The 24,842-nt window shown below is 57.4% G+C and carries 29 protein-coding genes and 1 pseudogene; 15 read left to right on the top strand and 15 right to left on the bottom strand.

Annotated elements, in window-relative coordinates; genetic code table 11:
- Nucleotides 1-8 precede the first annotated feature (8 nt).
- From ACOTX5_RS01655 to ACOTX5_RS01625, 7 genes are all read right to left on the bottom strand, one after another.
- Nucleotides 9-1,196, bottom strand: a complete 1,188-nt coding sequence (locus ACOTX5_RS01655; RefSeq protein WP_045910770.1) for an NAD(P)/FAD-dependent oxidoreductase — start codon at nt 1,194-1,196, stop codon at nt 9-11.
- A complete protein-coding gene (locus ACOTX5_RS01650; protein ID WP_015571827.1) occupies nt 1,193-2,119 on the bottom strand; it encodes a VOC family protein in 927 nt (308 codons plus the stop codon). The genes ACOTX5_RS01655 and ACOTX5_RS01650 overlap by 4 nt, the downstream gene beginning before the upstream one ends.
- 78 nt (nt 2,120-2,197) lie before the next feature.
- Nucleotides 2,198-2,986, bottom strand: a complete 789-nt coding sequence (locus tag ACOTX5_RS01645; protein WP_045910781.1) for an IclR family transcriptional regulator — start codon at nt 2,984-2,986, stop codon at nt 2,198-2,200.
- A 12-nt stretch (nt 2,987-2,998) separates the two neighbouring features.
- A complete protein-coding gene (locus ACOTX5_RS01640) occupies nt 2,999-3,748 on the bottom strand; it encodes an SDR family oxidoreductase (RefSeq protein WP_017382918.1) in 750 nt (249 codons plus the stop codon).
- Entirely contained in the window at nt 3,748-4,770 is a 1,023-nt protein-coding gene (locus tag ACOTX5_RS01635; protein WP_045910771.1) for an aromatic ring-hydroxylating oxygenase subunit alpha, read from the bottom strand. The genes ACOTX5_RS01640 and ACOTX5_RS01635 overlap by 1 nt, the downstream gene beginning before the upstream one ends.
- 10 nt (nt 4,771-4,780) lie before the next feature.
- Nucleotides 4,781-5,089: a recombinase-like helix-turn-helix domain-containing protein gene (locus tag ACOTX5_RS01630; protein WP_017382919.1), complete on the bottom strand. Its 309-nt coding sequence runs from the start codon at nt 5,087-5,089 to the stop codon at nt 4,781-4,783.
- Nucleotides 5,086-5,409 (bottom strand): Rieske (2Fe-2S) protein, encoded by a 324-nt coding sequence (locus tag ACOTX5_RS01625; RefSeq protein ID WP_003860044.1) that lies wholly within the window; start codon nt 5,407-5,409, stop codon nt 5,086-5,088. Before ACOTX5_RS01625 ends, ACOTX5_RS01630 begins: the two co-directional genes overlap by 4 nt.
- Before the next feature lie 415 nt (nt 5,410-5,824).
- Here ACOTX5_RS01625 and ACOTX5_RS01620 point away from each other — a divergent pair.
- Nucleotides 5,825-7,035, top strand: a pseudogene (locus ACOTX5_RS01620) (MFS transporter).
- A 3-nt stretch (nt 7,036-7,038) separates the two neighbouring features.
- Here the strand turns inward: ACOTX5_RS01620 and speB are convergent.
- From speB to ACOTX5_RS01600, 4 genes are all read right to left on the bottom strand, one after another.
- A complete protein-coding gene (speB, locus tag ACOTX5_RS01615) occupies nt 7,039-7,959 on the bottom strand; it encodes an agmatinase (RefSeq protein WP_017382921.1) in 921 nt (306 codons plus the stop codon).
- A gap of 286 nt (nt 7,960-8,245) precedes the next feature.
- Nucleotides 8,246-10,222, bottom strand: a complete 1,977-nt coding sequence (gene speA, locus ACOTX5_RS01610) for a biosynthetic arginine decarboxylase (RefSeq protein WP_017382922.1) — start codon at nt 10,220-10,222, stop codon at nt 8,246-8,248.
- A gap of 8 nt (nt 10,223-10,230) precedes the next feature.
- Complete coding sequence (gene yqgB, locus ACOTX5_RS01605) at nt 10,231-10,362, bottom strand: acid stress response protein YqgB (protein WP_057979949.1); 132 nt, start codon at nt 10,360-10,362, stop codon at nt 10,231-10,233.
- A gap of 94 nt (nt 10,363-10,456) precedes the next feature.
- Nucleotides 10,457-10,597, bottom strand: coding sequence for a hypothetical protein (locus ACOTX5_RS01600; RefSeq protein ID WP_418235904.1), 141 nt, complete (start codon nt 10,595-10,597; stop codon nt 10,457-10,459).
- A gap of 425 nt (nt 10,598-11,022) precedes the next feature.
- On the opposite strand from ACOTX5_RS01600, the gene metK reads away from it, so the two are divergent.
- The 8 genes from metK to ruvX all read left to right on the top strand — a co-directional run bounded on the left by metK (nt 11,023) and on the right by ruvX (nt 18,162).
- The gene (gene metK, locus ACOTX5_RS01595) at nt 11,023-12,177 is read left to right on the top strand and encodes a methionine adenosyltransferase (protein WP_003860037.1); all 1,155 of its coding nucleotides are present in this window, start codon (nt 11,023-11,025) and stop codon (nt 12,175-12,177) included.
- A gap of 416 nt (nt 12,178-12,593) precedes the next feature.
- A complete protein-coding gene (gene galP / locus ACOTX5_RS01590; protein WP_015571832.1) occupies nt 12,594-13,991 on the top strand; it encodes a galactose/proton symporter in 1,398 nt (465 codons plus the stop codon).
- A 58-nt stretch (nt 13,992-14,049) separates the two neighbouring features.
- A complete protein-coding gene (locus ACOTX5_RS01585) occupies nt 14,050-14,547 on the top strand; it encodes a SprT family zinc-dependent metalloprotease (RefSeq protein WP_015571833.1) in 498 nt (165 codons plus the stop codon).
- A 94-nt stretch (nt 14,548-14,641) separates the two neighbouring features.
- Nucleotides 14,642-15,349 (top strand): deoxyribonuclease I, encoded by a 708-nt coding sequence (gene endA / locus ACOTX5_RS01580; protein ID WP_003860034.1) that lies wholly within the window; start codon nt 14,642-14,644, stop codon nt 15,347-15,349.
- 51 nt (nt 15,350-15,400) lie between these two features.
- Nucleotides 15,401-16,132 (top strand): 16S rRNA (uracil(1498)-N(3))-methyltransferase, encoded by a 732-nt coding sequence (gene rsmE / locus ACOTX5_RS01575; protein WP_017382923.1) that lies wholly within the window; start codon nt 15,401-15,403, stop codon nt 16,130-16,132.
- Between the two features lie 31 nt (nt 16,133-16,163).
- Nucleotides 16,164-17,111, top strand: coding sequence for a glutathione synthase (gene gshB / locus ACOTX5_RS01570; RefSeq protein ID WP_023295410.1), 948 nt, complete (start codon nt 16,164-16,166; stop codon nt 17,109-17,111).
- 74 nt (nt 17,112-17,185) lie between these two features.
- Complete coding sequence (locus ACOTX5_RS01565; protein WP_006811924.1) at nt 17,186-17,746, top strand: YqgE/AlgH family protein; 561 nt, start codon at nt 17,186-17,188, stop codon at nt 17,744-17,746.
- Nucleotides 17,746-18,162 (top strand): Holliday junction resolvase RuvX, encoded by a 417-nt coding sequence (gene ruvX / locus ACOTX5_RS01560; RefSeq protein WP_006811925.1) that lies wholly within the window; start codon nt 17,746-17,748, stop codon nt 18,160-18,162. Before ACOTX5_RS01565 ends, ruvX begins: the two co-directional genes overlap by 1 nt.
- A gap of 9 nt (nt 18,163-18,171) precedes the next feature.
- On the opposite strand, the gene ACOTX5_RS01555 is transcribed toward ruvX, so the two are convergent.
- Nucleotides 18,172-19,152 carry a type IV pilus twitching motility protein PilT gene (locus tag ACOTX5_RS01555; RefSeq protein ID WP_045910774.1) on the bottom strand — a complete coding sequence of 327 codons (981 nt, stop codon included), beginning with the start codon at nt 19,150-19,152 and terminating at the stop codon, nt 18,172-18,174.
- A 17-nt stretch (nt 19,153-19,169) separates the two neighbouring features.
- On the opposite strand from ACOTX5_RS01555, the gene ACOTX5_RS01550 reads away from it, so the two are divergent.
- The 6 genes from ACOTX5_RS01550 to ACOTX5_RS01525 are packed head-to-tail and all read left to right on the top strand — an operon-like array spanning nt 19,170 to nt 22,885.
- The gene (locus ACOTX5_RS01550; RefSeq protein WP_045347340.1) at nt 19,170-19,871 is read left to right on the top strand and encodes a YggS family pyridoxal phosphate-dependent enzyme; all 702 of its coding nucleotides are present in this window, start codon (nt 19,170-19,172) and stop codon (nt 19,869-19,871) included.
- A gap of 21 nt (nt 19,872-19,892) precedes the next feature.
- On the top strand, nt 19,893-20,459 hold the full coding sequence (locus ACOTX5_RS01545) for a YggT family protein (protein ID WP_015571838.1): 567 nt from the start codon (nt 19,893-19,895) through the stop codon (nt 20,457-20,459).
- Complete coding sequence (gene yggU, locus ACOTX5_RS01540) at nt 20,456-20,752, top strand: DUF167 family protein YggU (protein WP_023304404.1); 297 nt, start codon at nt 20,456-20,458, stop codon at nt 20,750-20,752. The genes ACOTX5_RS01545 and yggU overlap by 4 nt, the downstream gene beginning before the upstream one ends.
- A gap of 3 nt (nt 20,753-20,755) precedes the next feature.
- Nucleotides 20,756-21,349 carry an XTP/dITP diphosphatase gene (locus ACOTX5_RS01535; RefSeq protein ID WP_063945136.1) on the top strand — a complete coding sequence of 198 codons (594 nt, stop codon included), beginning with the start codon at nt 20,756-20,758 and terminating at the stop codon, nt 21,347-21,349.
- Nucleotides 21,342-22,490: a radical SAM family heme chaperone HemW gene (hemW, locus tag ACOTX5_RS01530; RefSeq protein ID WP_045910775.1), complete on the top strand. Its 1,149-nt coding sequence runs from the start codon at nt 21,342-21,344 to the stop codon at nt 22,488-22,490. The genes ACOTX5_RS01535 and hemW overlap by 8 nt, the downstream gene beginning before the upstream one ends.
- Nucleotides 22,491-22,546: 56 nt before the next feature.
- Nucleotides 22,547-22,885 carry an endonuclease domain-containing protein gene (locus ACOTX5_RS01525; RefSeq protein WP_045910776.1) on the top strand — a complete coding sequence of 113 codons (339 nt, stop codon included), beginning with the start codon at nt 22,547-22,549 and terminating at the stop codon, nt 22,883-22,885.
- Between the two features lie 81 nt (nt 22,886-22,966).
- On the opposite strand, the gene ACOTX5_RS01520 is transcribed toward ACOTX5_RS01525, so the two are convergent.
- Genes ACOTX5_RS01520 through trmB form a run of 3 tightly spaced genes read right to left on the bottom strand, consistent with a single transcriptional unit; the run spans nt 22,967 to nt 24,785 of the window.
- Complete coding sequence (locus ACOTX5_RS01520) at nt 22,967-23,683, bottom strand: DUF2884 domain-containing protein (protein ID WP_015571842.1); 717 nt, start codon at nt 23,681-23,683, stop codon at nt 22,967-22,969.
- A gap of 56 nt (nt 23,684-23,739) precedes the next feature.
- Nucleotides 23,740-24,066 carry a YggL family protein gene (locus tag ACOTX5_RS01515; RefSeq protein ID WP_003862421.1) on the bottom strand — a complete coding sequence of 109 codons (327 nt, stop codon included), beginning with the start codon at nt 24,064-24,066 and terminating at the stop codon, nt 23,740-23,742.
- The gene (gene trmB / locus ACOTX5_RS01510; protein WP_015571843.1) at nt 24,066-24,785 is read right to left on the bottom strand and encodes a tRNA (guanosine(46)-N7)-methyltransferase TrmB; all 720 of its coding nucleotides are present in this window, start codon (nt 24,783-24,785) and stop codon (nt 24,066-24,068) included. Before trmB ends, ACOTX5_RS01515 begins: the two co-directional genes overlap by 1 nt.
- Between the last annotated feature and the right edge of the window lie 57 nt (nt 24,786-24,842).

Raw genomic sequence — 24,842 nt, 5'->3', positions numbered from 1 at the left:
CGGGTTAGCTATCGCAGTGACATCAGTGAAAAGGTCGGGTCGGCGAGCGGCACGTCGGACAGATCCCGCCCCGCCGCCATCCAGCGCTTCGCCAGCTTGACGGTACGCGCATCGTCGAACGCCACCAGCTGCGTCAGCCTCCCGTTGTCGTCCAGCGAGAAATACAGCGCCTCTTCACGCACGACCGTTCTGCTGCCTGGCTGCGGAATACCGAGGATCTGGATGTTGTGCTGGTATTGATCCGACCATAGCCACGGCGCGTCGTCATAGCCCGGCGCATCGGGGTTGAGCATCGCTTTCGCCGTCGCCGCAGCCTGATTCTGGGCGAAGGCCCAGGACTGGATGCACAGCCCGTAGTGATGGTGCTGGGCGACATCTCCTGCGGCAAAGATGAACGGATCCGACGTGCGTCCCTGGGCATCAACCACGATCCCGCGCCCGGTTTTCAGCCCCGCATCGCGCGCCAGCTCCAGATTGAGATCGACGCCGATCCCGACCACGACCGCATCAAAGGTTTCACGCTGGCCGTCGCAGTGGATGACCGGCAGGCCGCCGTCGTCCTCCAGCTCCAGCGCACCGCAGCCGGTACGGATATCCACGCCCTGCTCGCGGTGAAGGGCCTCTAAGCGCTGCGATACCTCGCCGCTCACCGAGCGCATGCAGAGCGCTGGCTGCTGCTCGAACAGGGTGACCGCCACGCCGCTTTTCCGCGCCGAGGCAGCAATCTCCAGTCCGATCCAGCCGCCGCCGACGATCGCCAGTTTTTTACTTTCCGCCAGACGACTTTTCAGGCGCTGCGCGTCCTGCCAGTGGCGCAGGGTATAGACCTGCGGATGGCTGGCCCACGCCTGCGAAGGCAGGCGCGCCCGACCGCCGGTAGCGATTAAAAGGATGTTGTAACTAAGATGCTCGCCGTTGCTAAGAACAACTTTTTTCTCATCGCGATCGACAGATTCAGCGCGCAGCGGCCGGTACCAGGCCAGGTTCAGCGCCTGCTGCACCTCGTCGCTAAACAGCCTTGGGAGCGCCGCGTCCGGCTCCAGCAAAGACGCTTTTGACAGCGGCGGGCGCTCGTAGAAATCCCACTCTTCTTCCGCTACCACGCAAATCTCGCCGTCGAAACCCTCATCGCGCAGGGTTTTCGCCGCCCAGCCGCCCGCCTGGCCGCCGCCGATAATGACAACGCGCGACGTCATACCGCCTCCGGCTTTTTCTGCTGACGGCGCGTGTCGTGGTCAATCCCGCCTTCCACCGCCCACTCGGTAAAGGAGACCAGGGAATGCTCCAGCTCACGCGGCTGCCAGTTTTCCGTCAGGTAATCATCGTTGGTGTAATACTCAAACGCCCCGCCGGTCGGGCTGTTGACGTACCAGAAGTACGCCGACGACACCGGATGACGGCCCGGCCCGATAAAGGTGCTCCAGTCATGTTTATTCATCGCGATACCGCCGCCGATCACCTCGTGGATGTCGCGCACGGTGAAGGCCACGTGGTTGAGGCCGCGCTTGCGGTTCGGCAGTTGCAGCAGGAACAGGTTGTGATGGCCGCCGCGCACGCCGCAGCGCAGGAACACGGCGCGGTTGATATAGCGGTCCGAGACCTGGAAGCCGAGCACCTCGCGGTAGAATTTCTCCACTGCCGCCAGCTCTTCCACGAAGAACACCACATGCCCCACGTTGATCGGCTGGGCGCGATCGTAAACCGGGCTGGGGGTGTCGATACGGCGGGCATCGCCCCACTGGTTAATCGGCTCGACGTTCAGTTCCACGTCAGTTTGCTGGGTCACCTGCACGCGCAGCGTCATGCCGTTCGGGTCCAGGCACTCCAGCGCGTCGCCCACTTCACGAAAACCTGGCTGTTGCGCCAGCTTCGGGCGCAGCGCATCCAGATCTGACTGGCTGGCAACCGCCCAGGTCATGCGGCGCAGGGTGTTGCCCGCTTCAAACGCGGGCGGCAGGTCGGGGCTGTCGATCGGGTTAAGCTCCACGCGCGCGCCGCTCAGGGTGGTGAAACGCTGGCCGCTGGCATCGCCCGTCAGGCCAAAATCACGCATAAATTTGGCGCAGTGCGTCAGGTCTTCCACACCAAATTCCAGCTTTTCAATTCCGGTTACACTCATCGTTCGTTGCCTCATCTGGCCCAGATTGGGCGTAAAACATGCCCGACGCAGTCAAGCGCCTGACGTTAACTCACTGATTTAACTGGCCTGTGACAAATACCCTAAGAAGCCAGAAATTTTATCCGCCGCGAGGCGAACCTCGTTTTGCAGGCGCTCGCGGTCGCTCTGCGGGATCTCCTCCGACGGCACCAGAATGCTGACCACCGCCGCCACGCGGCCGCTTCGGTCATACACCGGGTAGACGATGGAAGAGATGCCGTGGCGGAAGAAGGATTCGCCGATGACATACCCGCGGGCTTTGTCCTGCTGCACCATCTGCCACAGGGCTTCGCGGTCGTGAAGCTGACCCGGCGTGTTGCCCGGCAGACGCTCATGCGGGAACAGCTGTTCGAAATCAGCGCGGGAAATATCGGTCAACAGCATGCGGCCGAGCGAGGTGCAGTGCACCGGCAGGCGGGTACCAATGCTGACCTGGTTGATGCGCGACCCGGCGGCGCTGACGCGGGCGATGTAGATAATGTCGCGCCCGTCGCGGATCGCCAGATGGCTGCTGCACTGGCTCACGTCGCGCAATTGCTCGATCACCGGCTGGCCGACCTGCGCCACGTCCAGCGAGGCGATGTACTCAAAGCCCAGGCGCAGCACGTTCATGCCCAGCGAGAAGGTATTGGTGCGCGCGTTGCGCTCCAGAAAGCCCATGAACTCCAGCGTCTGTACCACGCGGTAGGCGGTGGCCTTCGGCATATCCACCAGCCGGTGCAGCTCGGCAAAGGTCAGTTCGCGATGCTGCTCGCCAAAGGCCAACAGCAGCTGTAAACCGCGCTCCAGCCCCGGCACCAGATACTTCACTTCCCGATCGTTTGCCATCATCGCCCTACCTCAATTAAAGACAAAACCGCCGTTGACCGGGATCAGCTGTCCGGTGATGAATCGCGACAGATCGCTAAGCAGCCAGACCACGCTGCCGGTGACATCCTCCGGCTGCTGCGCCCCCGTTAATGCGCGACCGTTTTCGTAAAGCTGATGCCGCTCGGCCGGCACATATTCGGTTGCCTCGACGCGGGTTAATCCCGGGGCGATGGCGTTGATTCGAATGCGCTTTTCGCCAAGCTCGCGCGCCATTGAGCGGGTCATGGCAATCACCGCGCCCTTGCTGGCGACGTAGGCCATCAGGCGCGGCGCGCCCCACAGCGCGGTGTCGGACGCCACGTTCACAATGCCTGCCCCTTCGCGCAGCAGCGGCACGGCGGCGCGCGTCACCAGCCAGGTGCCTTTGACGTTGACGCTCATCACCCGATCCCAGAGATCCGGATCGTAATCAAGCATGTTTTTGCCGCCCACGCCCGTCGCCATCGCCGCGTTGTTCACCAGGCCGTCAATCTGCCCTTGCTCGCCAATGGCGCTGAACACCTGGTCGATAGAGTGCTGATCGGCCAGATCGATAACGTGCGATTCGATCGCATAGCCCTGCTCGCGCAGCCGGTGGGCACTCTCGGCCAGCTCGCCTTTGAGGATGTCGCACATCACCACCGCCGCGCCCTGCTCCGCGCAGGCCTGGGCAAAGTGGTAGCCCAGCCCGCGCGCGGCGCCGGTCACCACGATGCGCTTGCCGCTCAGCAGCCCGTTCATCAGGCGGCTCCCTGCTGTGCTTCACGCATCGCCAGCTGCTCTTTGGCGGCCTTTTGCATCATGCGGCGCAGGCGCGAGAGGCCAACGTCATGCTGATACAGGTACTCATGGTCGCGGGCGTTTGGCGCCAGGCTTTCCAGCACCACACGGTCCTGCTCCAGCACTTCCCAGTGCAGTTTTTCCAGACGGTTGCGGTACATGAAGCGCCACATATCGCGCTGCCAGCCCTGCACGCGGCGGATGCGCCAGAAGAAGACGCGGCAGTTGTCGTTATCTTCCGGCACCACCATGCCGACGATAAAGAAGTGGCCGCCCGGTCCGAAGCGCTTCCTGTACGGAATGGAGAGGCGCATCCAGCAGGTGCCGCTGTTGCCCAGCTCCACCCAGTCAAAATTGACGCCGCTCTGCCCTTTCTTCTCGAAAATAAAGCCGGTTTTGGTCGGCTGGAGCACCATGTCGGCCTTGCGATCCCCTTCCGCCATCGAGTGCGACGAGGAGTGCAGATAGGTGCCGTGCATCGGGTCCATCACGTTTTCCAGCGCGTACTGGTAATTGCATTTCCACGCGGCGGTGCAGAGGAAGTTGCTGAAGTTTTCCGTGTCGGCGAGTTCATCCGGGAAGGTCAGTTCGTCCGGCTGCTGGTCCGCGGTGACGCCAAACCACAGGAAGATAGCGCCGTGCGCCTCCTGCACGTTATAGCTGCGCACGCACTGCTGGCCGACCAGCGGACATTTATCCACGGCGGGCACGTCTTTCACCTCGCCGTTGCCCGCCACCTCAACGCCGTGATACCAGCAGGCAATGCGGTCCCCGAGGTTCCAGCCCATCGACAGGCGCGCACCGCGATGCGGACAGCGGTCCTCCAGCGCCTGAACCTGTCCATCTTTATTGCGCCAGACCACAATCTGCTCGCCCAGGCGGGTGATGCCCACCGGCGCAGACTGCACTTCCCAGCTCGCCAGCACCGGATACCAGAGGCCGCGCAGGCCTTTATCAAGATAGTTTTGTACGGTCGTCGTCATCGCGTTGCCCTCAGTAGCCGTTAACCTGTAAGAATGCCTGGAAGCTGGCGTCGCTCCACGGCTCGCCCTGCTGGTCGTGCATACGCACTGCGTTCAGCCCGCTTACCAGCTCCGGCAAGGTCTCAACGCCCTGCTCGAAGAGATCTTCCAGCGTCGCAATCAGCTTCACTTCCCAGCTTTCCGGCTCGCGGCTGCGGGTCTGCCAGATCAGGTTGGTGTAATCACCCGGCTTATGAATGGCACCGTTACCGCCCTCTGCCGGCGGGGTAAACTGGCGGCTTTCCGGCAGCGCCGGGTTGTAGTTCAGCGTGTCGCTCATGCCACGGTCTCCTCAACGAAGGTAATCTGAATCTGGTTTTCAAAGACCCGAACCGGGTATCGGTTGAGGTTGCGTCCTCCGGGGCCGTGCAGACACTGGCCGGTTTTGACGTCGAACACCGCCTCGTGCAGCGGGCATTCCACCTTGCCGTCTTCCACGAAGCCCTGGCTCAGCAGGGCATAGGCGTGCGGGCATACGTCCTCCAGCGCGTAATATTCACCGTCGATCAGGTAAACGCCGATCTCTTTACCGTCGACGTTGCCGCTAAAAGGGAAATCTTCCTGTACTTGCTCTGCGTCACATACGCCTATCCAGCTCATCACGATCCTCCAGGCTTTTGTTTCATATATGAAACTCTGTTTCTTATTTAATACGGTCAATATAAAAGCGATGAATGTTTCGTCAAGCGACAATGTGACGAATTTGTTAATCGATCGGCAATTAATTAACTAAGTGTGCAAGGGATCACGAAAAAATGCAGCGATATGAAATTTTCATTATTGCAGCGTGAGAAATACGTTTTTTTGATGGTCTCTTATTTTGAATAAAACAGATTGACTTCTTTTCTTTTTACTCTCTAAAAATAAATGAACGTCACCTCTTTCATGTTTCACCTGTGAAACTTATTTTTTATTTATCTTTATTAAACAAAGAGTTTCACAGGTGAACCATTTTAGCTCCGTGACAATCACATTGATGAAAAATATAAGTTACATAAAACGTAAGGCGGACATGATGACGGCAAGATGGCAAGGCACGATTGCGCTTTTATTACTCATTATTATTTCCTACGTCGATCGGGTAAATATCTCGGTAATGATTTTTAACCCGGAATTTGCCGAACATTTTCAGTTAAATGAAAACAGAATGTTACAGGGTCTGCTCATGACCTGCTTTCTGCTGGGTTATGGTTTTTCCGCTTTATTATTAACACCGGTTATTGAAAGCAAACTTCATTATCGGCAGGGATTATTAAGCAGTATTGCGATTTGGGCCGCGGTTTGCGCGGTTTCGCCTTTGCTTGGCTCGCTGACGGGAATGCTCATCGCTCGCGTGATTCTGGGGATCGCGGAGGGACCGCTTTTTTCACTGAAAACGCGCTTTATCAGCGATAACTTTAGCGCGCAAGAGATCGGCAAACCCAACGCCGTGACCGCGCTGGGCGTCTCGCTCGGGCTGGCCGTGGGCTTTCCGCTGGTGACCTGGCTGATGTCGCATCTGGGCTGGGCCGGGTCGTTTTACGCGCTGGCGGTGATGAATCTGGTGTTGGGCGGCGGGCTCATCTGGCGTTTTCTGCCCGCGCCGCGCAAGCTCCCGACCGCGAAAAACCGGGGTTTGTCCACACCTTCACGCTGGCCTGGCAGACGCCGCTGCTGGGCTGGATCATGGTGGTTGAAATCGCCACCCTGAGCTATCTCTGGGGGAGCAGCGCCTGGTTACCCGCGTGGCTGCGTGACGAGCACCATTTCTCGCTGCATGCCACGGGCTGGCTTGCGGCGATCCCCTTCCTGCTCAGCCTGGGGTCAAAGTTTCTGGGCGGCGTGCTGCTCGACAAAATGCGTCCTGAACAGGCACCGGTGCTGTTTGTGGTGGGCGGGGCGATGACGGCGCTGTCCGTGGTCGCGCTGATGCTCAGCCATCAGCCTGCCTGGCTGGCGCTGTTTATGCTTTCGGCTAACGTCTTCTGGGGGCTTCAGGGAGCGGCTATTCCGGCGGTGATCCAGCATCACGCCGCGCGGGAAGCGGTGGGCAGCGCTTACGGCATAATCAATGGGATCGGCAATATCTGCGCGGCGTTTATTCCGCTGCTGATGGGGATGGTGATGAGATCGGTGGGGTCGGTCAGTTCAGGCTTTTCGGTGCTGGTCGTCTCGCAGGTTGTCACCCTGCTTGCCGGGGGAATGTTGCTGCTGCGCATGCGGCGCGCAGCAGCAATCAGCGCGTAAGGCTTATTCGCCTTTTTTCGCCGCCTGGATGTAGAGCATTTCCAGCGCCAGGGTCGCCGCGGCCAGCGCGGTGATCTCGGACTGGTCATAGGCCGGAGCTACTTCCACCACGTCCATCCCGACGATGTTCAGATCCTTCAGGCCGCGCACCAGCTTGATGGCGCGGTCTGATGTCAGGCCGCCGATCACCGGCGTACCGGTACCCGGTGCGAATGCCGGATCCAGGCAGTCGATATCGAAGGTCAGATAGACAGGCATGTCGCCGACGATCTGCTTAACCTGAGCCAGAATATCGTCCACGCCGCGATCGTTCACCTGGCCCGCGTCGAGTACGGTGAAGCCGTTGTCTTTGTCGAACTCGGTGCGGATGCCGATCTGCACGGAGTGGTTCGGATCGATCAGGCCTTCTTTCGGCGCGGTATAGAACATGGTGCCGTGGTCGAATTCACAGCCGTTCGCGTAGGTGTCGGTATGCGCATCGAAGTGCACCAGCGCCATTTTGCCGAAGTGCTTCGCGTGGGCGCGCAGCAGCGGCAGGGTCACGAAGTGGTCACCGCCGAAGGAGAGCATGCGTTTACCGGCCGCCAGCAGCTTCTCGGCGTGCGCCTGCAATTTTTCGCTCATCTCACGCGCGTCGCCGAAGGCGTACACCAGATCGCCGCAGTCCACCACGTTCAGGCGCTCGCGCATGTCGAAGTTCCACGGGAAGCGGTTGTGCTCCCAGGCCAGGTTGGTGGAAACCTGACGGATCGCCGCCGGGCCATGACGCCCACCCGCGCGACCGGACGTTGCCATGTCGAACGGTACGCCGGTGATCACCCAGTCCGCATCGCTGTCGTACGGCTGGAAGTTCATCGGAAGGCGTAAAAAACCAAACGCGTTAGATACCAGAGAGTTATCGTACTGATGACCTAAAGTGCTCATGTCCTGACCTCATATAAAGTCGATACATTAAAAACAGATGAAAAAAAATCCCCTCCGCGTCGTTAAACCCGACGAGGAAGGGATTGATTCGTAAATCGCATATTGGGGCGAATTATCGCCGTTAATTCATACGGGTTCAAGTGAGTATAGCATTCTGCCGGATGGCGGCTTCGCCTTCTCCGGCCTACATTCGTAGGCCCGGTAAGCGCAGCGCCACCGGGCATCGGCGGCACAGCGGCCTGATGCCCTCACCCCGCCCCTCTCCCACAGGGAGAGGGAGGTTTTCTTACTCGTCTTCCAGATACGTATACCCGTACAGACCCGCTTCAAACTCTTCCAGGAACTGCTGCTGCAAGGCATCGTCCAGACCGGTGTTTTTAACCTGATCGCGGAACTGGGTGAGCAGTTTTTTCGGATCCAGCTGAACGTATTCGAGCATGTCCGCCACGGTGTCCCCTTCGTCGGACAGCTCAACCTCCACGCTGCCGTCAGGGAAGACAAACACGTCAACCGCTTCGGTATCACCGAACAGGTTGTGCATGTTGCCGAGGATCTCCTGATACGCCCCCACCATAAAGAAGCCCAGCATTGGCGGGTTCTCCGGATCGTACTCCGGCATTGGCATCGTCGTTGCGATACCGTCGCCGTCGACGTAGTGGTCAATTGCGCCGTCGGAGTCACAGGTGATATCCAGCAGCACGGCGCGGCGTTCCGGGGCGTGGTTCAGCCCTTCCAGCGGCAGAACCGGGAACAGCTGGTCGATACCCCAGGCATCCGGCATCGACTGGAACAGGGAGAAGTTGACGTACATTTTGTCCGCCATACGCTCCTGCAACTCGTCGATAATTGGACGGTGCGCGCGGTTGCTCGGATCGAGCTGTTTCTGCACTTCGTGGCACATATTCAGATAGAGCTGCTCCGCCCACGCGCGCTCTTGCAGGCTGAAGGTGCCTGACGAGTAGCCGACGTGAATATCGTGCAGGTCCATCTGGCTGTCGTGCAGCCATTCGCGCAGGGAACGACGCGTGCCCGGCTCGTGCATCTCCTGCCAGGTTTCCCACATGCTTTGCAGGGAACGTGGAGCATCGTCTGCCGGAGGCGTGGCTTCGGTGATTTCGCTACGCTCAACGCCGATGATGTTAGAGACCAGCACCGTATGGTGTGCAGTGACCGCGCGGCCGGATTCGGTGATTACCGTCGGGTGCGGCAGGCCGTGCTCTTCGCAGGCATCGCCAATCGCCCAGATGATGTTGTTGGCATATTCGTTCAGGCCATAGTTTACCGAGCAGTCAGACTGCGAGCGGGTCCCTTCGTAGTCCACGCCCAGGCCGCCACCCACGTCAAAGCACTGAATATTCACGCCGAGCTTATGCAGCTCAACGTAGAAACGCGCGGATTCACGCACCCCAGTGGCGATGTCGCGAATATTGGCCATCTGCGAGCCGAGGTGGAAGTGCAGCAGCTGAATGCTGTCCAGACGACCGCGCTCGCGCAGAATTTCCACCAGCTGAAGCACCTGGTTCGCCGCGAGGCCAAACTTGGATTTTTCACCGCCGGAAGACTGCCATTTACCGGAACCCTGCGACGCCAGTCGCGCACGCACGCCAAGGCGTGGGATCACGTTCAGACGCTCGGCCTCTTCCAGCACGATCGCGATTTCGGTCATCTTCTCGATCACCAGATAGACCTTGTGGCCCATCTTCTCGCCAATCAGCGCCAGACGAATGTATTCGCGGTCTTTATAGCCGTTACAGACGATCACCGACCGGGTCATGCCCGCGTGCGCCAGAACCGCCATCAGCTCCGCTTTAGAGCCTGCTTCCAGGCCCAGCGGCTCGCCGGAGTGGATCAGGGACTCAATCACGCGACGGTGCTGATTGACCTTGATCGGGTAAACGAGGAAATAGTCGCCGTTATAACCATACGATTCCCGCGCGCGTTTGAACGCGGCGTTAATAGAACGCAGGCGATGTTGCAGGATCTGCGGGAAGCAGAACAGTGCAGGCAAGCGCTGACCCTGCGCTTCACGGGTTTTCACCAGTTTAGCGAGATCCACGCGCGCTTCCGGGACGTCCGGATCCGGGCAGACACTGATGTGGCCCAGCTCGTTAACGTCGTAGTAGTTATTGCCCCACCAGGCAATATTGTAAGTGCGCAGCATCTTGCTGGCTTCCTGGGAGCTCATCGCAACCTCCTGCATAGAACGTAGTACACCCTGTTCGCCTGCTGACGAAGGCGAAAGCGAAGACATGTCGTCAGACATAGCGAACCTCAACTCTTTGTATTAAGTGTAAAACAGTTGACTACTATCGCAGCGTTATACGGCGATAACAACCCATTAACGGCTCCATTTCCCAGCAGAGTATGCTGAAATCCAGACCGTGCGACCGGTTTCTTATTCATATCATTGTAAAACACGTATCCGAACTCTGTATGACAAGGTTCGGCGAAACCACGAGAAAACTCCTGTATTAACAAGAGCGCCCTTGTTCAGTTTTCACAAAGCGTGACCGGCTCTGGAATCCTGAGAAGCACCGAGATGGGTATAACATCGGCAGGTGTTTAGACCAGAAGTGCGGGTGGGAATCAAATGCGCGCCAGAACGGCTGCGCTGAATGAGCGGAAAACGATGGTTCATTATCTCGTATCACCTCCACGGCCGCCTCTGCTGAAACGGACCACAAGCCAAAGCTAAAAGTTCACTGCTTAACCCGGCTGGAAGTGGCGACACGATGTGTTCATCGAGCGCTTATTTTATATGAGCCGCGCGCCGCGTTTTATACCGAGAAGGTCGCTAAAAAGCAAAACAAAAATGCGCATGTTGCCAGCGTCGTCAGGAAAAATTTCCAGCAGCGTTTTCAACACAGTGAGAGGTGAGTCAAAAAAAACTGGAAATCAGGTGAAGAAGTGACCTAAAATAGACGTCCAGATGTTAATCCATCCATACCGATTAACACTCAGACTGCCAGTGTCAAAATCCTGTAGGCCTTGGTAGAATTATCTCCTATGGCTATTCCACACAGCAGCTTGAGCTAACCAAATTCCTCTTAGGTGAAATAAAACATGGCAAAACACCTGTTTACGTCCGAGTCCGTATCAGAAGGACATCCTGATAAAATTGCTGACCAAATCTCCGATGCGGTGCTGGATGCGATCCTCGCGCAGGATCCAAAGGCGCGCGTAGCGTGTGAAACCTATGTCAAAACCGGCATGGTTCTGGTTGGCGGTGAGATCACCACCAGCGCATGGGTTGATATCGAAGAGATCACCCGTAACACGGTGCGTGAGATTGGCTATGTACATTCTGATATGGGCTTTGATGCCAACTCCTGCGCCGTACTGAGCGCGATTGGCAAACAGTCTCCGGATATCAACCAGGGCGTTGACCGTGCCGATCCGCTGGAACAGGGCGCGGGTGACCAGGGCCTGATGTTCGGCTACGCAACCAACGAAACCGACGTGCTGATGCCAGCGCCGGTAACCTACGCCCATCGTCTGGTGCAGCGTCAGGCTGAAGTGCGTAAAAACGGCACCCTGCCGTGGCTGCGTCCGGATGCGAAAAGCCAGGTGACCTTCCAGTATGACGACGGGAAAATCGTCGGTATCGATGCAGTGGTTCTTTCCACGCAGCATGCTGAAGAGATTGACCAGAAATCCCTGCAAGAAGCGGTGATGGAAGAGATCATCAAGCCGGTTCTGCCAACTGAATGGCTGAGCTCTGCGACCAAATTCTTCATCAACCCAACCGGACGCTTTGTTATCGGCGGCCCAATGGGTGACTGCGGTCTGACCGGTCGTAAAATCATCGTAGATACCTACGGCGGCATGGCACGTCACGGCGGCGGCGCATTCTCCGGTAAAGATCCGTCTAAAGTTGACCGTTCTGCGGCGTACGCTGCACGTTATGTAGCGAAAAACATCGTTGCTGCCGGTCTGGCTGACCGCTGTGAGATCCAGGTTTCCTACGCTATCGGCGTGGCTGAGCCAACCTCCATCATGGTGGAAACCTTCGGTACTGAAAAAGTGCCTTCTGAACAGCTGACCCTGCTGGTGCGTGAGTTCTTCGACCTGCGTCCATACGGTCTGATTCAGATGCTGGATCTGCTGCACCCAATCTACCAGGAAACCGCAGCGTACGGTCACTTTGGCCGCGAACATTTCCCATGGGAAAAAACCGACAAAGCCGCCCTGCTGCGTGATGCTGCCGGTCTGAAGTAATCGACTGCCAGTAGCTTAAACAGGCCAGCCGTTGTGCTGGCCTTTTTTATGTCGGGTGGCGGCTATGCCTTACCCGACCTACGAGTAGTGAGTTTTTGTAGGCCGGGTAAGGCGCAGCCGCCACCCGGCAATGTTTGGAACCGTTTACACCTCACTCTCTATACCCCGCTTTCAGAATATTCTCTTTGCATGATCGCATTTCTTCTGCTGTTACATTCCCTTTCAGTTAAGTCTGAAATTTGTGCAAACGCGATGCACATCAATTAATTTACCTCTATATTTTCAAAGCTTTAATTATTTTTACGGTTACAAGCCAGTGTAACCGATTACACCGTTGTGATTTGACTCACATATTTTTATGAGCCGCTCACCTACTCTTAATATCGTAAAAACTGATAACCCAACTGGAGGGCATAATGCCTGACAATAATAAACAGGGGCGTACGTCCAATAAGGCAATGACGTTCTTCGTCTGCTTCCTCGCCGCTCTGGCAGGATTACTCTTTGGCCTGGATATTGGCGTAATTGCCGGTGCATTACCTTTCATCACCGATGAGTTCCAGATTAGCGCACACACTCAGGAATGGGTGGTTAGCTCCATGATGTTCGGTGCCGCCGTCGGCGCGGTCGGTAGCGGCTGGCTCTCCTTTAAGCTCGGGCGTAAAAAGAGCCTGATGATCGGCGCGATCCTGTTCGTTGCCGGCTCACTGTTCTCTGCCGCTGCGCCTAACGTTGAAGTGCTGATCATCTCCCGCGTGCTGCTCGGTCTGGCAGTGGGCGTGGCGTCTTATACTGCCCCGCTGTACCTGTCTGAAATCGCTCCGGAAAAAATCCGCGGCAGCATGATTTCCATGTATCAGCTGATGATCACCATCGGTATTCTGGGGGCTTATCTCTCGGATACCGCATTCAGCTACAGCGGCGCATGGCGCTGGATGCTGGGCGTAATCATCATTCCAGCCATCCTGCTGCTGATTGGCGTCTTCTTCCTGCCGGACAGTCCGCGCTGGTTCGCCGCCAAACGCCGCTTCCATGATGCCGAACGCGTGCTCTTACGCCTGCGTGATACCAGCGCCGAAGCCAAAAACGAGCTGGAAGAGATCCGCGAAAGCCTGAAGGTCAAACAGTCCGGCTGGGCGCTGTTCAAAGAGAACAGCAACTTCCGCCGCGCGGTGTTCCTCGGTGTGCTGTTACAGATCATGCAACAGTTCACCGGGATGAACGTCATCATGTATTACGCGCCGAAAATCTTCGAACTGGCGGGCTACACCAACACCACCGAGCAGATGTGGGGCACCGTGATCGTCGGCCTGACCAACGTGCTGGCGACCTTTATCGCTATCGGTCTGGTGGACCGCTGGGGACGTAAGCCAACCCTGACGCTGGGCTTCCTGGTGATGGCCGTCGGGATGGGCGTGCTGGGTACCATGATGCACATGGGCATTCACTCTCCAACGGCACAGTACTTCGCCGTGGCGATGCTGCTGATGTTTATCATTGGGTTTGCGATGAGCGCCGGTCCGCTGATTTGGGTGCTGTGCTCTGAGATCCAGCCGCTGAAAGGGCGTGATTTTGGTATCACCTGTTCTACCGCAACCAACTGGATTGCCAACATGATCGTCGGCGCAACGTTCCTGACCATGCTCAATACCCTGGGTAACGCCAATACCTTCTGGGTCTACGCCGGTCTGAACCTGTTCTTTATCGTTCTCACTATCTGGCTGGTTCCTGAAACCAAACATGTTTCACTGGAACACATTGAACGTAACCTGATGAAAGGTCGTCCTCTGCGCGAAATCGGCGCACACGACTGATCCTCCTGCGGGAGGCGCCTCTTGCGCCTCCCCGCTTCCCGCTTTATGCTCTGCCCCTATGAAAGCTCCCCGTCTCCCCATCGCCATTCAGCAAGCCGTCATGCGCAGCCTGCGGGAAAAACTCGCCCAGGCCAACCTGAAGCTCGGCCGCAATTATCCTGAACCGAAGCTGGTCTATCAGCAGCGTGGCACCGCGGCAGGCACCGCCTGGCTGGAATCGTATGAGATCCGCCTGAATCCGGTGCTGATGATGGAAAACCAGCAGGCGTTTATCGACGAAGTGGTGCCGCACGAGCTGGCCCACCTTCTGGTGTGGAAGCACTTTGGCCGCGTCGCACCGCACGGCAAAGAGTGGAAATGGATGATGGAGGCGGTGCTCGGGGTTCCGGCCCGCCGCACCCATCAGTTCGAGCTGGAATCGGTACGCCGCAATACCTTCCCCTACCGCTGCCAGTGTCAGCAGCACCAGCTTACCGTCCGCCGCCATAACCGCGTTGTGCGCGGCGAGGCGACCTATCGCTGCGTTAAATGCGGCGAACCGCTGGTTGCGGAATAATCACTCGAACTTTCAGGAACTTTCCTGATCTGACTGATTGCATACGGGAACTACATTCGTTACGTTGCGGGCTCGTTTTGACACGGAGTGTAAGATGTCCCGTAATGTTTCTCTCGCGGTCGCTTTTCTGGCGACAGCGCTCTCCGGCCATGCTCTGGCCGACGGTATTCACAGTTTCTCTCAGGCAAAAACCGCAGGCGTAAAGATTAACGCCGACGTACCGGGTGATTTCTACTGCGGCTGTAAAATTAACTGGCAGGGTAAGAAAGGGGTCGTGGATCTGGGATCCTGCGGCTATAAGGTGCGCAAGAACGAGAATCGCGCCAGCCGAATCGAATGGGAACACGTTGTTCCGGCCTGGCAGTTTGGCCACCAGCGCCAGTGCTGGCAGGACGGTGGACGTAAAAATTGCGCAAAAGATCCGGTCTACCGCCAGATGGAAAGCGATATGCACAACCTGCAACCCGCCGTGGGTGAGGTCAATGGCGACCGCGGAAACTTCATGTACAGCCAGTGGAACGGTGGCGAAGGCCAGTACGGTCAGTGCGCCATGAAGGTCGATTTCAAAGAGAAAGTCGCCGAACCACCTGCCCGCGCGCGCGGCAGCATCGCCCGCACTTACTTCTATATGCGCGACCGCTACGATCTCAATCTTTCCCGCCAGCAGACGCAGCTCTTCAATGCCTGGGACAAGCTCTACCCGGTGACGGACTGGGAATGCCAGCGCGACGAACGTATCGCCAAAGTCCAGGGGAATCACAACCCTTACGTCCAGCGGGCTTGCCAGGCGCAAAAGAGCTAACCTACACTACGGCAATTCGCTTATATCGCATGACACATGGAATTTCTGACTATGCGCATCCCTCGCATCTATCACCCTGAACTGATTACCCCAGGCGGCGAAATCGCCCTGTCTGATGATGCCGCAAACCATGTAGGTCGCGTGCTGCGCATGGGGGCAGGCCAGGCGATTCAGCTCTTTGACGGCTCTAATCAGGTTTTCGACGCTGAAATTACGCGCGCCGATAAAAAAAGCGTGCACGTGAAGGTGCTGCGTGGCGACGTGGACGACCGGGAATCCCCGCTGCACATTCACCTGGGCCAGGTGATGTCGCGTGGGGAAAAGATGGAGTTCACCATTCAGAAATCCATTGAACTGGGTGTAAGCCTCATTACGCCACTTTTTTCTGAGCGCTGCGGCGTTAAACTGGATGCGGAACGTCTGAACAAAAAGATCCAGCAGTGGCAAAAAATTGCCATTGCGGCCTGCGAACAGAGCGGCCGCAACCGTATCCCGGAGATCCGCCCGGCGATGGATCTGGAGGACTGGTGTGCAGAAGAGGAAAGCGGGCTTAAGCTCAATCTTCATCCACGCGCCAGCGCCAGCATCAATACGCTGCCGCTGCCCGTTGAGCGTGTACGCCTGCTGATTGGCCCGGAAGGCGGCCTGTCGGCTGACGAAATTGCCATGACGGCGCGTTACCAGTTTACTGATATTCTGTTGGGACCTCGCGTTCTGCGCACTGAGACAACGGCACTCACCGCCATTACCGCGCTACAGGTGCGATTTGGCGATCTGGGTTGAAGCAAAGCCTGACCCATAACCGGAGAAGAAGATGATTAAGCTCGGCATCGTGATGGACCCCATCGCAAACATTAACATCAAGAAAGACTCCAGCTTCGCTATGCTGCTGGAAGCGCAGCGTCGCGGCTATGAACTCCACTATATGGAGATGAACGATCTTTACCTGATCAACGGTGAAGCCCGCGCACGCACCCGCATCGTTAACGTCGAGCAGAACTACGAAAAATGGTACGAATTCGGTACCGAGCAGGATATTGCCCTGGCCGACCTTAACGTGATCCTGATGCGTAAAGATCCGCCGTTCGACACCGAATACATTTACGCCACCTATATCCTTGAGCGTGCCGAAGAGAAAGGAACGCTGATCGTCAACAAGCCGCAGAGCCTGCGCGACTGTAACGAGAAGCTCTATACCGCATGGTTCTCTGACCTGACGCCGGAAACGCTCGTCACCCGCAGCAAAACGCAGCTGAAAGCATTCTGGCAGAAGCACGGCGACATCATCATGAAGCCGCTGGACGGCATGGGTGGCGCGTCGATCTTCCGCGTGAAAGAGGGCGATCCGAACATTGGCGTGATTGCCGAAACGCTGACCGAGCTGGGAACCCGCTACTGCATGGCGCAGAACTATCTGCCGGCCATTAAAGACGGCGACAAGCGTGTGCTGGTCGTAGACGGCGAGCCGGTGCCTTACTGCCTGGCGCGTATCCCGCAGGGAGGGGAAACCCGTGGCAACCTGGCGGCTGGCGGCCGTGGCGAACCGCGTCCGTTAAGCGAAAGCGACTGGGAAATTGCCCGCCGCGTCGGCCCTACGCTGAAAGCCAAAGGCCTGATCTTCGTCGGCCTCGATATCATCGGCGATCGTCTGACCGAAGTGAACGTCACCAGCCCGACCTGCATTCGTGAAATCGAAGCGGAATTCCCGATCTCGATCACCGGAATGCTGATGGACGCTATCGAAAAACGTTTACAGAAATAACCTGTGACAGCGCCTGTGTTTATCCCCATACTGGGCGCTGTCGCTTTTTAAACCAGGAAACAGTACCTCTGACAATGAATTTACAGCATCACTTTCTTATTGCCATGCCTGCTCTCCAGGATCCGATTTTCCGCCGCTCCGTGGTCTATATTTGCGAATACAACGAAGACGGCGCGATGGGGATTATCATCAATAAGCCGCTGGAAAACCTCCAGGTGGAAGGCATTCTGGACAAGCTGAAAATCCCTGCTGAAGCGCGGCTGCCGGAAATCCGTCTCGATAAACCGGTGATGCTCGGCGGCCCGCTTGCAGAAGATCGTGGCTTTATCCTGCATACCCCGCCGGTTTTCTCGTCCAGCATTCGTATCTCCGATAACACCGTCGTCACCACCTCTCGCGACGTGCTTGAAACGCTAGGCACTGCCAGTCAGCCTTCTGAGGTGCTGGTTGCGCTTGGCTACGCCTCCTGGGAAAAAGGGCAGCTGGAACAAGAAATTCTGGACAACGCCTGGCTGACAGCCCCTGCGGATATGAATATCCTGTTTAAAACCCCTATCGCCGATCGCTGGCGTGACGCGGCAAAACTGATTGGCATTGATATTCTGACCATGCCTGGCGTTGCGGGGCACGCGTAATGAGCGGCACCCTTCTCGCCTTCGACTTCGGCACCAAAAGCATCGGCGTCGCTGTGGGTCAACGGATCACCGGCACCGCTCGCCCGCTCACGGCGCTGAAAGCTAACGACGGGACGCCGGACTGGAACCTTATTGAGCGCTTGCTCAAAGAGTGGCAGCCGGACGACGTGATTGTCGGCCTGCCGCTAAACATGGACGGCACCGAGCAACCGCTTACCGCCCGCGCGCGCAAATTCGCGAACAAAATCCATGGCCGCTTTGGCGTCTCCGTTAAGCTGCACGATGAACGTTTGAGCACCGTCGAGGCACGCGCTGGCCTGTTCGAGCACGGTGGCTTCCGGGCGCTGAACAAAGGCAGCGTGGATTCAGCTTCAGCCGTCATTATCCTCGAAAGCTATTTCGAACAGGGTTACTGAGCGCCGGGGCTACAGCCGCCCCTGCGCCCGTCGCTCCGCCAGACTCTGCTCAAAGTTCTGCATTCCCGCCTGCTGCCCCGTTTGAATAATGCCCGGCAGTTGCCAGGTTTTGCCTTCGCGGATCAGGTTTGCCGCCGCCGAGGTATTCACCAGTAGCTCATACAGCGCCACGCGCCCGCCCTGGACATCCTGACGTAGCTTCTGCGCCAGGACCGCACGCAGGCTTCCCGCCAGCTGATTACGCACCGGATCTTTCTCCTGCGCCGGAAAGGTATCGACCAGGCGCTCAATCGCCTGCGTCGCACCGCGCGTGTGCAGCGTGGCTAACACCAGATGGCCGGTTTCCGCCGCCGTCAGCGCCAGGCGTATCGTCTCGCTGTCGCGCAGCTCACCAAGCAGAATCACATCCGGATCTTCACGCAGCGCGCTGCGTAGCGCCTCGGCAAAGGACGGGCTGTGCTGGCCTATCTCCCGCTGCTGGATCAGACAACGTTCGCTCTGGTACATAAACTCCACCGGATCTTCCAGGGTCAGAATATGCCCGTCCGTCTGGTGATTGAGGAAATCGACCATCGCGGCCAGGGTGGTCGATTTCCCGCTGCCGGTGGCGCCGGTGACCAGAATCAGGCCATTGTCATTGGACAGCAGCTCCGGGATCGCTCGCGGCACACCTAACGCAGAGAGCTGCGGGCACGTCAGCGGCAACAGCCGCAGCGCAATCGAAACGCCGTGCATATGCTTAAACGCACTGCCGCGCAGCCGCTGACGGCCTGCGAGGGTAACGGCAAAATCCACCTGCCCGTTTGCCCACCATGCGCCCTGCTGTTCGTCGTTGAGCCACGCTTTTAATAACGCCTCCACATCCGGGGGCGGAAACGGCGCAGGTTCAAGACGGCCTGACCTGCGCCAGCGCGGTGGCGAATCACTGCACAGGTGTAGATCGGAGACGTTATGCTTTACACTAAGGGCCACAATTTCTTCCACATCCATAGACTACTCCTCGGAAAATGAACGACATTGCGCATAACCTGGCACAGGTCCGGGACAAAATCTCAGCCGCGGCAACGCGTTGCGGCCGTGCTCCAGAAGAAATTACGTTGCTTGCAGTCAGCAAAACTAAGCCTGCGAGCGCCATCGCAGAAGCGATAGCCGCTGGTCATCGTGCCTTTGGTGAAAACTATGTGCAGGAAGGCGTGGATAAAATTCGCGCTTTCCGGGAACGGGGAAATACAGACCTGCAATGGCACTTTATCGGTCCGCTACAGTCGAACAAAAGCCGTCTGGTAGCAGAGCACTTTGACTGGTGCCACACCATCGATCGTCTGCGCATCGCTACCCGTCTGAGCGACCAGCGCCCTATGGAGATGCCAGCGCTTAACGTGCTGATTCAAATCAACATCAGCGATGAAAACAGCAAGTCCGGCATTACGCTGGGCGAACTGGAGGCGCTGGCGGCAGACGTGGCGGCGCTGCCGCGCTTAACCCTGCGCGGGCTGATGGCTATCCCGGCGCCAGAGTCAAGTTATGAAAGGCAGTTTGCCGTGGCACAGCAAATGGCTGTAGCATTTGAGGCGCTTAAGGCGCGCTATAACACGGTAGACACGCTTTCTCTGGGCATGTCGGACGATATGGAAGCCGCCATCGCGGCAGGCAGCACCATGGTGCGCATCGGCACGGCAATTTTCGGTGCGCGCGATTACCCCCAATAATAAGGAAACCTGAGGAACGCCATGAAGACGTTGACTTTCCTGCTTTCAACGGTCATTGAACTGTATACGATGGCGCTGCTGTTGCGCGTCTGGATGCAGTGGGCCCGTTGTGATTTTTACAATCCATTCTCACAATTTATCGTGAAAATCACGCAGCCCGTTGTGGGGCCGCTTCGCCGCGTCATTCCGGCAATGGGGCCAATTGACAGTTCATCTCTGCTGATGGCGTTTATTCTGAGCGTTATCAAAGCGATCGTGCTGTTTATGGTCATCACTTTCCAGCCGATTATCTGGATTTCAGCCGTTCTGATCCTGGTTAAAACCGTCGGCTCGCTGATCTTCTGGGTCCTGCTGGTGATGGCGATCATGAGCTGGGTAAGCCGGGGCCGTAGCCCGGTGGAGTACGCGTTGATTCAGCTGACTGAACCGTTGCTGCGTCCGATTCGTAGCCTGCTGCCTGCAATGGGCGGAATCGACTTCTCCCCGATGCTTCTCGTTCTGCTGCTGTACGTGCTGAATATGGGTATCGCGGAACTGTTACAGGCGACGGGTAATATGCTGCTGCCGGGGCTGTGGATGGCGTTATGAGTGCAGTTAGCCCCTGCGCCGACGGGCTGGTTTTGCGGCTGTACATTCAGCCGAAAGCCAGCCGCGACAGTATTGTTGGGCTGCATGGCGACGAGCTAAAAGTCGCCATCACTGCCCCGCCGGTTGACGGCCAGGCGAATGCGCATCTGACCAAATATCTGGCTAAACAGTTTCGCGTCGCTAAAAGCCAGGTCATCATTGAGAAAGGTGAACTTGGCCGGCATAAACAGGTAAAAATCCTTAACCCGCAATCTATCCCGACGGAAGTCGCGGCTCTGAAAGAACAGGACTAAACCATGCAGAAAGTTGTTCTCGCCACCGGTAACGCCGGTAAAGTGCGCGAGCTGGCCTCGCTATTAAATGATTTTGGGCTGGACGTGGTGGCCCAGACCGAGCTGGGCGTGGACTCCGCCGAAGAGACCGGCCTGACGTTTATCGAAAACGCCATTCTGAAAGCGCGCCACGCCGCGCAGATCACCGGACTGCCCGCGATAGCCGATGACTCCGGTCTGGCCGTGGATTTTCTGGGCGGTGCGCCGGGGATTTACTCCGCCCGCTATTCCGGGATGGACGCCACCGACCAGCAGAATCTGGAAAAGCTGCTTGTGGCCCTGAAAGACGTCCCTGACGAACAGCGTACCGCGCAGTTCCACTGCGTGCTGGTCTACATGCGTCACGCGGAAGATCCCACGCCGATTGTCTGTCACGGCAGCTGGCCGGGCGTGATCACCCGTGAAGCGGCGGGCAACGGCGGCTTTGGTTACGACCCGATTTTCTTTGTCCCGACCGAGGGAAAAACCGCTGCGGAACTCACCCGCGAAGAGAAAAGCGCGATCTCCCACCGTGGACGCGCCCTGAAACTGTTACTGGAAGCACTGCGTAATGGCTAATTTGCCGCCTCTGAGTCTTTATATTCACATCCCATGGTGCGTGCAGAAATGCCCGTACTGCGATTTCAACTCGCACGCGCTGAAGGGCGAAGTGCCGCACGATGATTACGTCGCGCATCTGCTGGCCGATCTGGATGCTGATGTATCGTACGCACAGGGACGTGAAGTGAAGACCATTTTTATTGGTGGCGGTACACCGAGCCTGCTTTCAGGCCCGGCGATGCAGACGCTGCTGGATGGCGTGCGCGCACGCCTGAACCTGACAGTGGATGCTGAAATTACGATGGAAGCCAACCCCGGTACCGTTGAGGCCGACCGTTTTGTCGAGTATCAGCGTGCGGGCGTGAACCGTATCTCTATCGGCGTGCAGAGCTTTAGCGAGCCAAAGCTGAAGCGTCTGGGGCGTATCCACGGCCCGGAAGAGGCAAAACGCGCGGCAAACCTGGCAACGGGGCTTGGGCTGCGCAGCTTTAACCTCGACCTGATGCATGGCCTGCCGGATCAGTCGCTCGAAGAAGCGCTGGACGATTTGCGTCAGGCGATTGAACTGAATCCGCCGCATCTGTCGTGGTATCAGCTGACCATTGAGCCTAACACCCTGTTTGGTTCCCGTCCTCCGGTGCTGCCGGACGATGACGCGCTGTGGGATATCTTCGAGCAGGGCCACCAGCTTTTGACCGCGGCGGGGTATCAGCAATACGAAACGTCGGCGTATGCGAAGCCGGGCTATCAGTGTCAGCACAATCTGAACTACTGGCGTTTTGGTGATTATCTGGGAATTGGCTGCGGCGCACATGGCAAAGTGACCTTCCCGGACGGACGCATTCTGCGTACCGCTAAAACGCGTCATCCGCGCGGGTATATGGAAGGCCGCTACCTGGAGCGTCAGCACGACGTCGAGGCGGCGGATAAGCCGTTTGAGTTCTTTATGAACCGCTTCCGTCTGCTGGAAGCCGCACCGCGCGCGGAATTTACGCGTTATACCGGGCTGCCGGAGTCAGTGATTCGTCCGCAGATTGACGAGGCGCTGGCGCAGGGGTATCTGACCGAGTGTGATGAGTCCTGGCAGATCACCGAGCACGGCAAGCTGTTCTTAAACTCCCTTCTTGAGCTGTTCCTCGCTGAAAATCCTGAAGGCTGATTCAGAATTTTACATCCCGTTCTGCTGGCTGAGGGAAAGGCTGGCAGAGTGTGGGGATGGAAAAATCAAAACAACTCCGCAAACAAATGACACCCGAAGAAGTACGCCTCTGGTATTTGCTCAGAGGTTGTCGTTTCTTCGGGTATAAGTTTCGTCGTCAGATGCCGGTTGGGCCGTATATCGTGGATTTTGCCTGCTTTAAGGCGAAGCTGATTATTGAGCTGGACGGTGGGCAGCATCAGGATGAGGAGAACTATGATTCACGTCGTACCGCGTTTTTGAATACGAACGGATGGGAAGTCGTACGGTTCTGGAATAATGAATTTCGCGTTAACGAAGATGAAGTGTTAAATATCATTCTTCAACGACTGCAATGCCTGATGCCCTCACCCTAACCCTCTCCCACAGGGAGAGGGAACTCTGACTCCCTCTCCCCTGGGGAGAGGGCTGGGGTGAGGGCCCAGTGCGCACAAATCTTACTTCAACGTCCCCACCAGCGCCTTCCGGCTGTCTTCCAGCGACACCACGCGTTTACACACGTCTTTGCCGAACTGCTGGAAATCGGCTTCCTGATTCTTCCACTCGTTCTGAATCGAGGTTTGCAGTCCGCCCAGGCTACCCAGTACACCCTGCAACGGATTACCGCCCCCCTTCAGCACCGCTTTGGCGCCCATCTCGTTGATGCTGTCCTGGAGAATGCCGCCCATCGCCTGGTTCACCAGCTGCTGACCGTCGGCACGCACCTGATCGATCGCCTTATAGTGGAACGTCAGGCCATCAGAGCGCGTCTCGATAATACGGTTCATCTGCTCTTTCAGCTGTTTATCCAGCTTCGTCAGGCGGGTGCGCATATTGCTGCTCTCCCCCACCTCTTTGGTGATGATTTTATCCAGCGCCACGCGGCTCTTTTCAACGCGGGTCAGCGCGCCATCGTTGATCCAGGGCAGCGCGGTACGCAACTCGGCCTGGTAGTCCATCGCCTGCTCGCGCTGGGCGGCCGTCAGGTTTTGCGGTTTGCCGTTAAAGGTCACGTTGCCATCCGGCGTAATCACCAGATTGCCATTCTCGCCCTTAACCTGCACGGTTTGCGGACTCAGCACCACGTCATCACGCGGGGTGACGCTACATTTATACTCCGCATGGGCGGTGGTTCCGATTGCCAGTAAAGCAACAGCCAGCAACGTTTTGCGCATCTTTAACACTCCCTCAGACAAAATGGGCCAGCTAATGCTGGCCCGTTCTTGCTTTATTAGTCCCACCAAACGTCGAAAAGTTCGCTAACGCGGACATCTTCCAGTTTGTGGTCTTCAAGCCATTTGCGTACCAGCGCCTGATGCTCTTCGGTGCATTTCCCCACTTCCTGGGTGCAAATCAGACCTTCCCACGCCAGATAGCCGCTACCGTCGAAGGCCAGCTTGTTTGGCTCGATCACCTCGTTGATGAACGCATCAACGTCCTGATCGATCTGTTCCACACTGGTGCCTTCCGGGAAACGCCAGGCAACGGAGAAACCCACTTCCTGGAATTCTTCGATGTGCATCTTTTTACGCAGTCGACGGCTACGATTCTTTGCCATTATTTCACCCTCTCGAACATTAAGTCCCATACGCCGTGACCAAGACGATGGCCACGTTGTTCAAATTTTGTCACCGGACGTGAATCCGGACGCGGTACGTAGTCGTTGCTTTCAGACTGATTTTTATACCCGTCCAGGGACGACATCACTTCCAGCATATGTTCCGCATAAGGTTCCCAGTCGGTTGCCATGTGGAAAACGCCGCCCAGCTTGAGCTTACTTTTCACCAGCTCGGCAAACGGCGCCTGAACGATACGGCGTTTATTATGACGCGCTTTGTGCCATGGGTCAGGGAAAAAGAGCTGAACCATGTTCAAAGAATTGTCAGGAATCATTTTGTGCAGCACTTCCACCGCGTCGTGACACATGACGCGCAGGTTCTCAACGCCCTCTTCGTGGGCCGTTGCCAGGCACGCGCCGACGCCCGGCGAGTGTACTTCGATACCGAGGAAGTTCTGCTCCGGGCGCGCTTTCGCCATAGTCACCAGCGAGGTGCCCATGCCAAAACCAATCTCCAGCGTCACTGGCGCGTCGCGGCCAAACAGGTCGGTGAAGTCGAGCGGTTGCTCGCTGAACTCAACGCCCATCACCGGCCAGTAGTTGTCCAGCGCGTGTTGCTGCCCTTTTGTCAGGCGCCCCTGACGGCGGACAAAGCTGCGAATACGGCGCAGCGGGCGACCGTTTTCATCAAATTCCGGTGAAATGACGTCGTTTTTCATAAAAGAGTTGTCTGCTTGTGAGAATGTTCGGGAAACGGGCATTATCCAAAGTTAAGG

Source organism: Enterobacter cloacae complex sp. IR5441 (genome assembly GCF_049238215.1).
In the GTDB taxonomy this organism is placed as follows: Bacteria; Pseudomonadota; Gammaproteobacteria; order Enterobacterales; family Enterobacteriaceae; genus Enterobacter; species Enterobacter hormaechei_C.
This window is presented reverse-complemented; position numbering and strand designations above follow the sequence as displayed.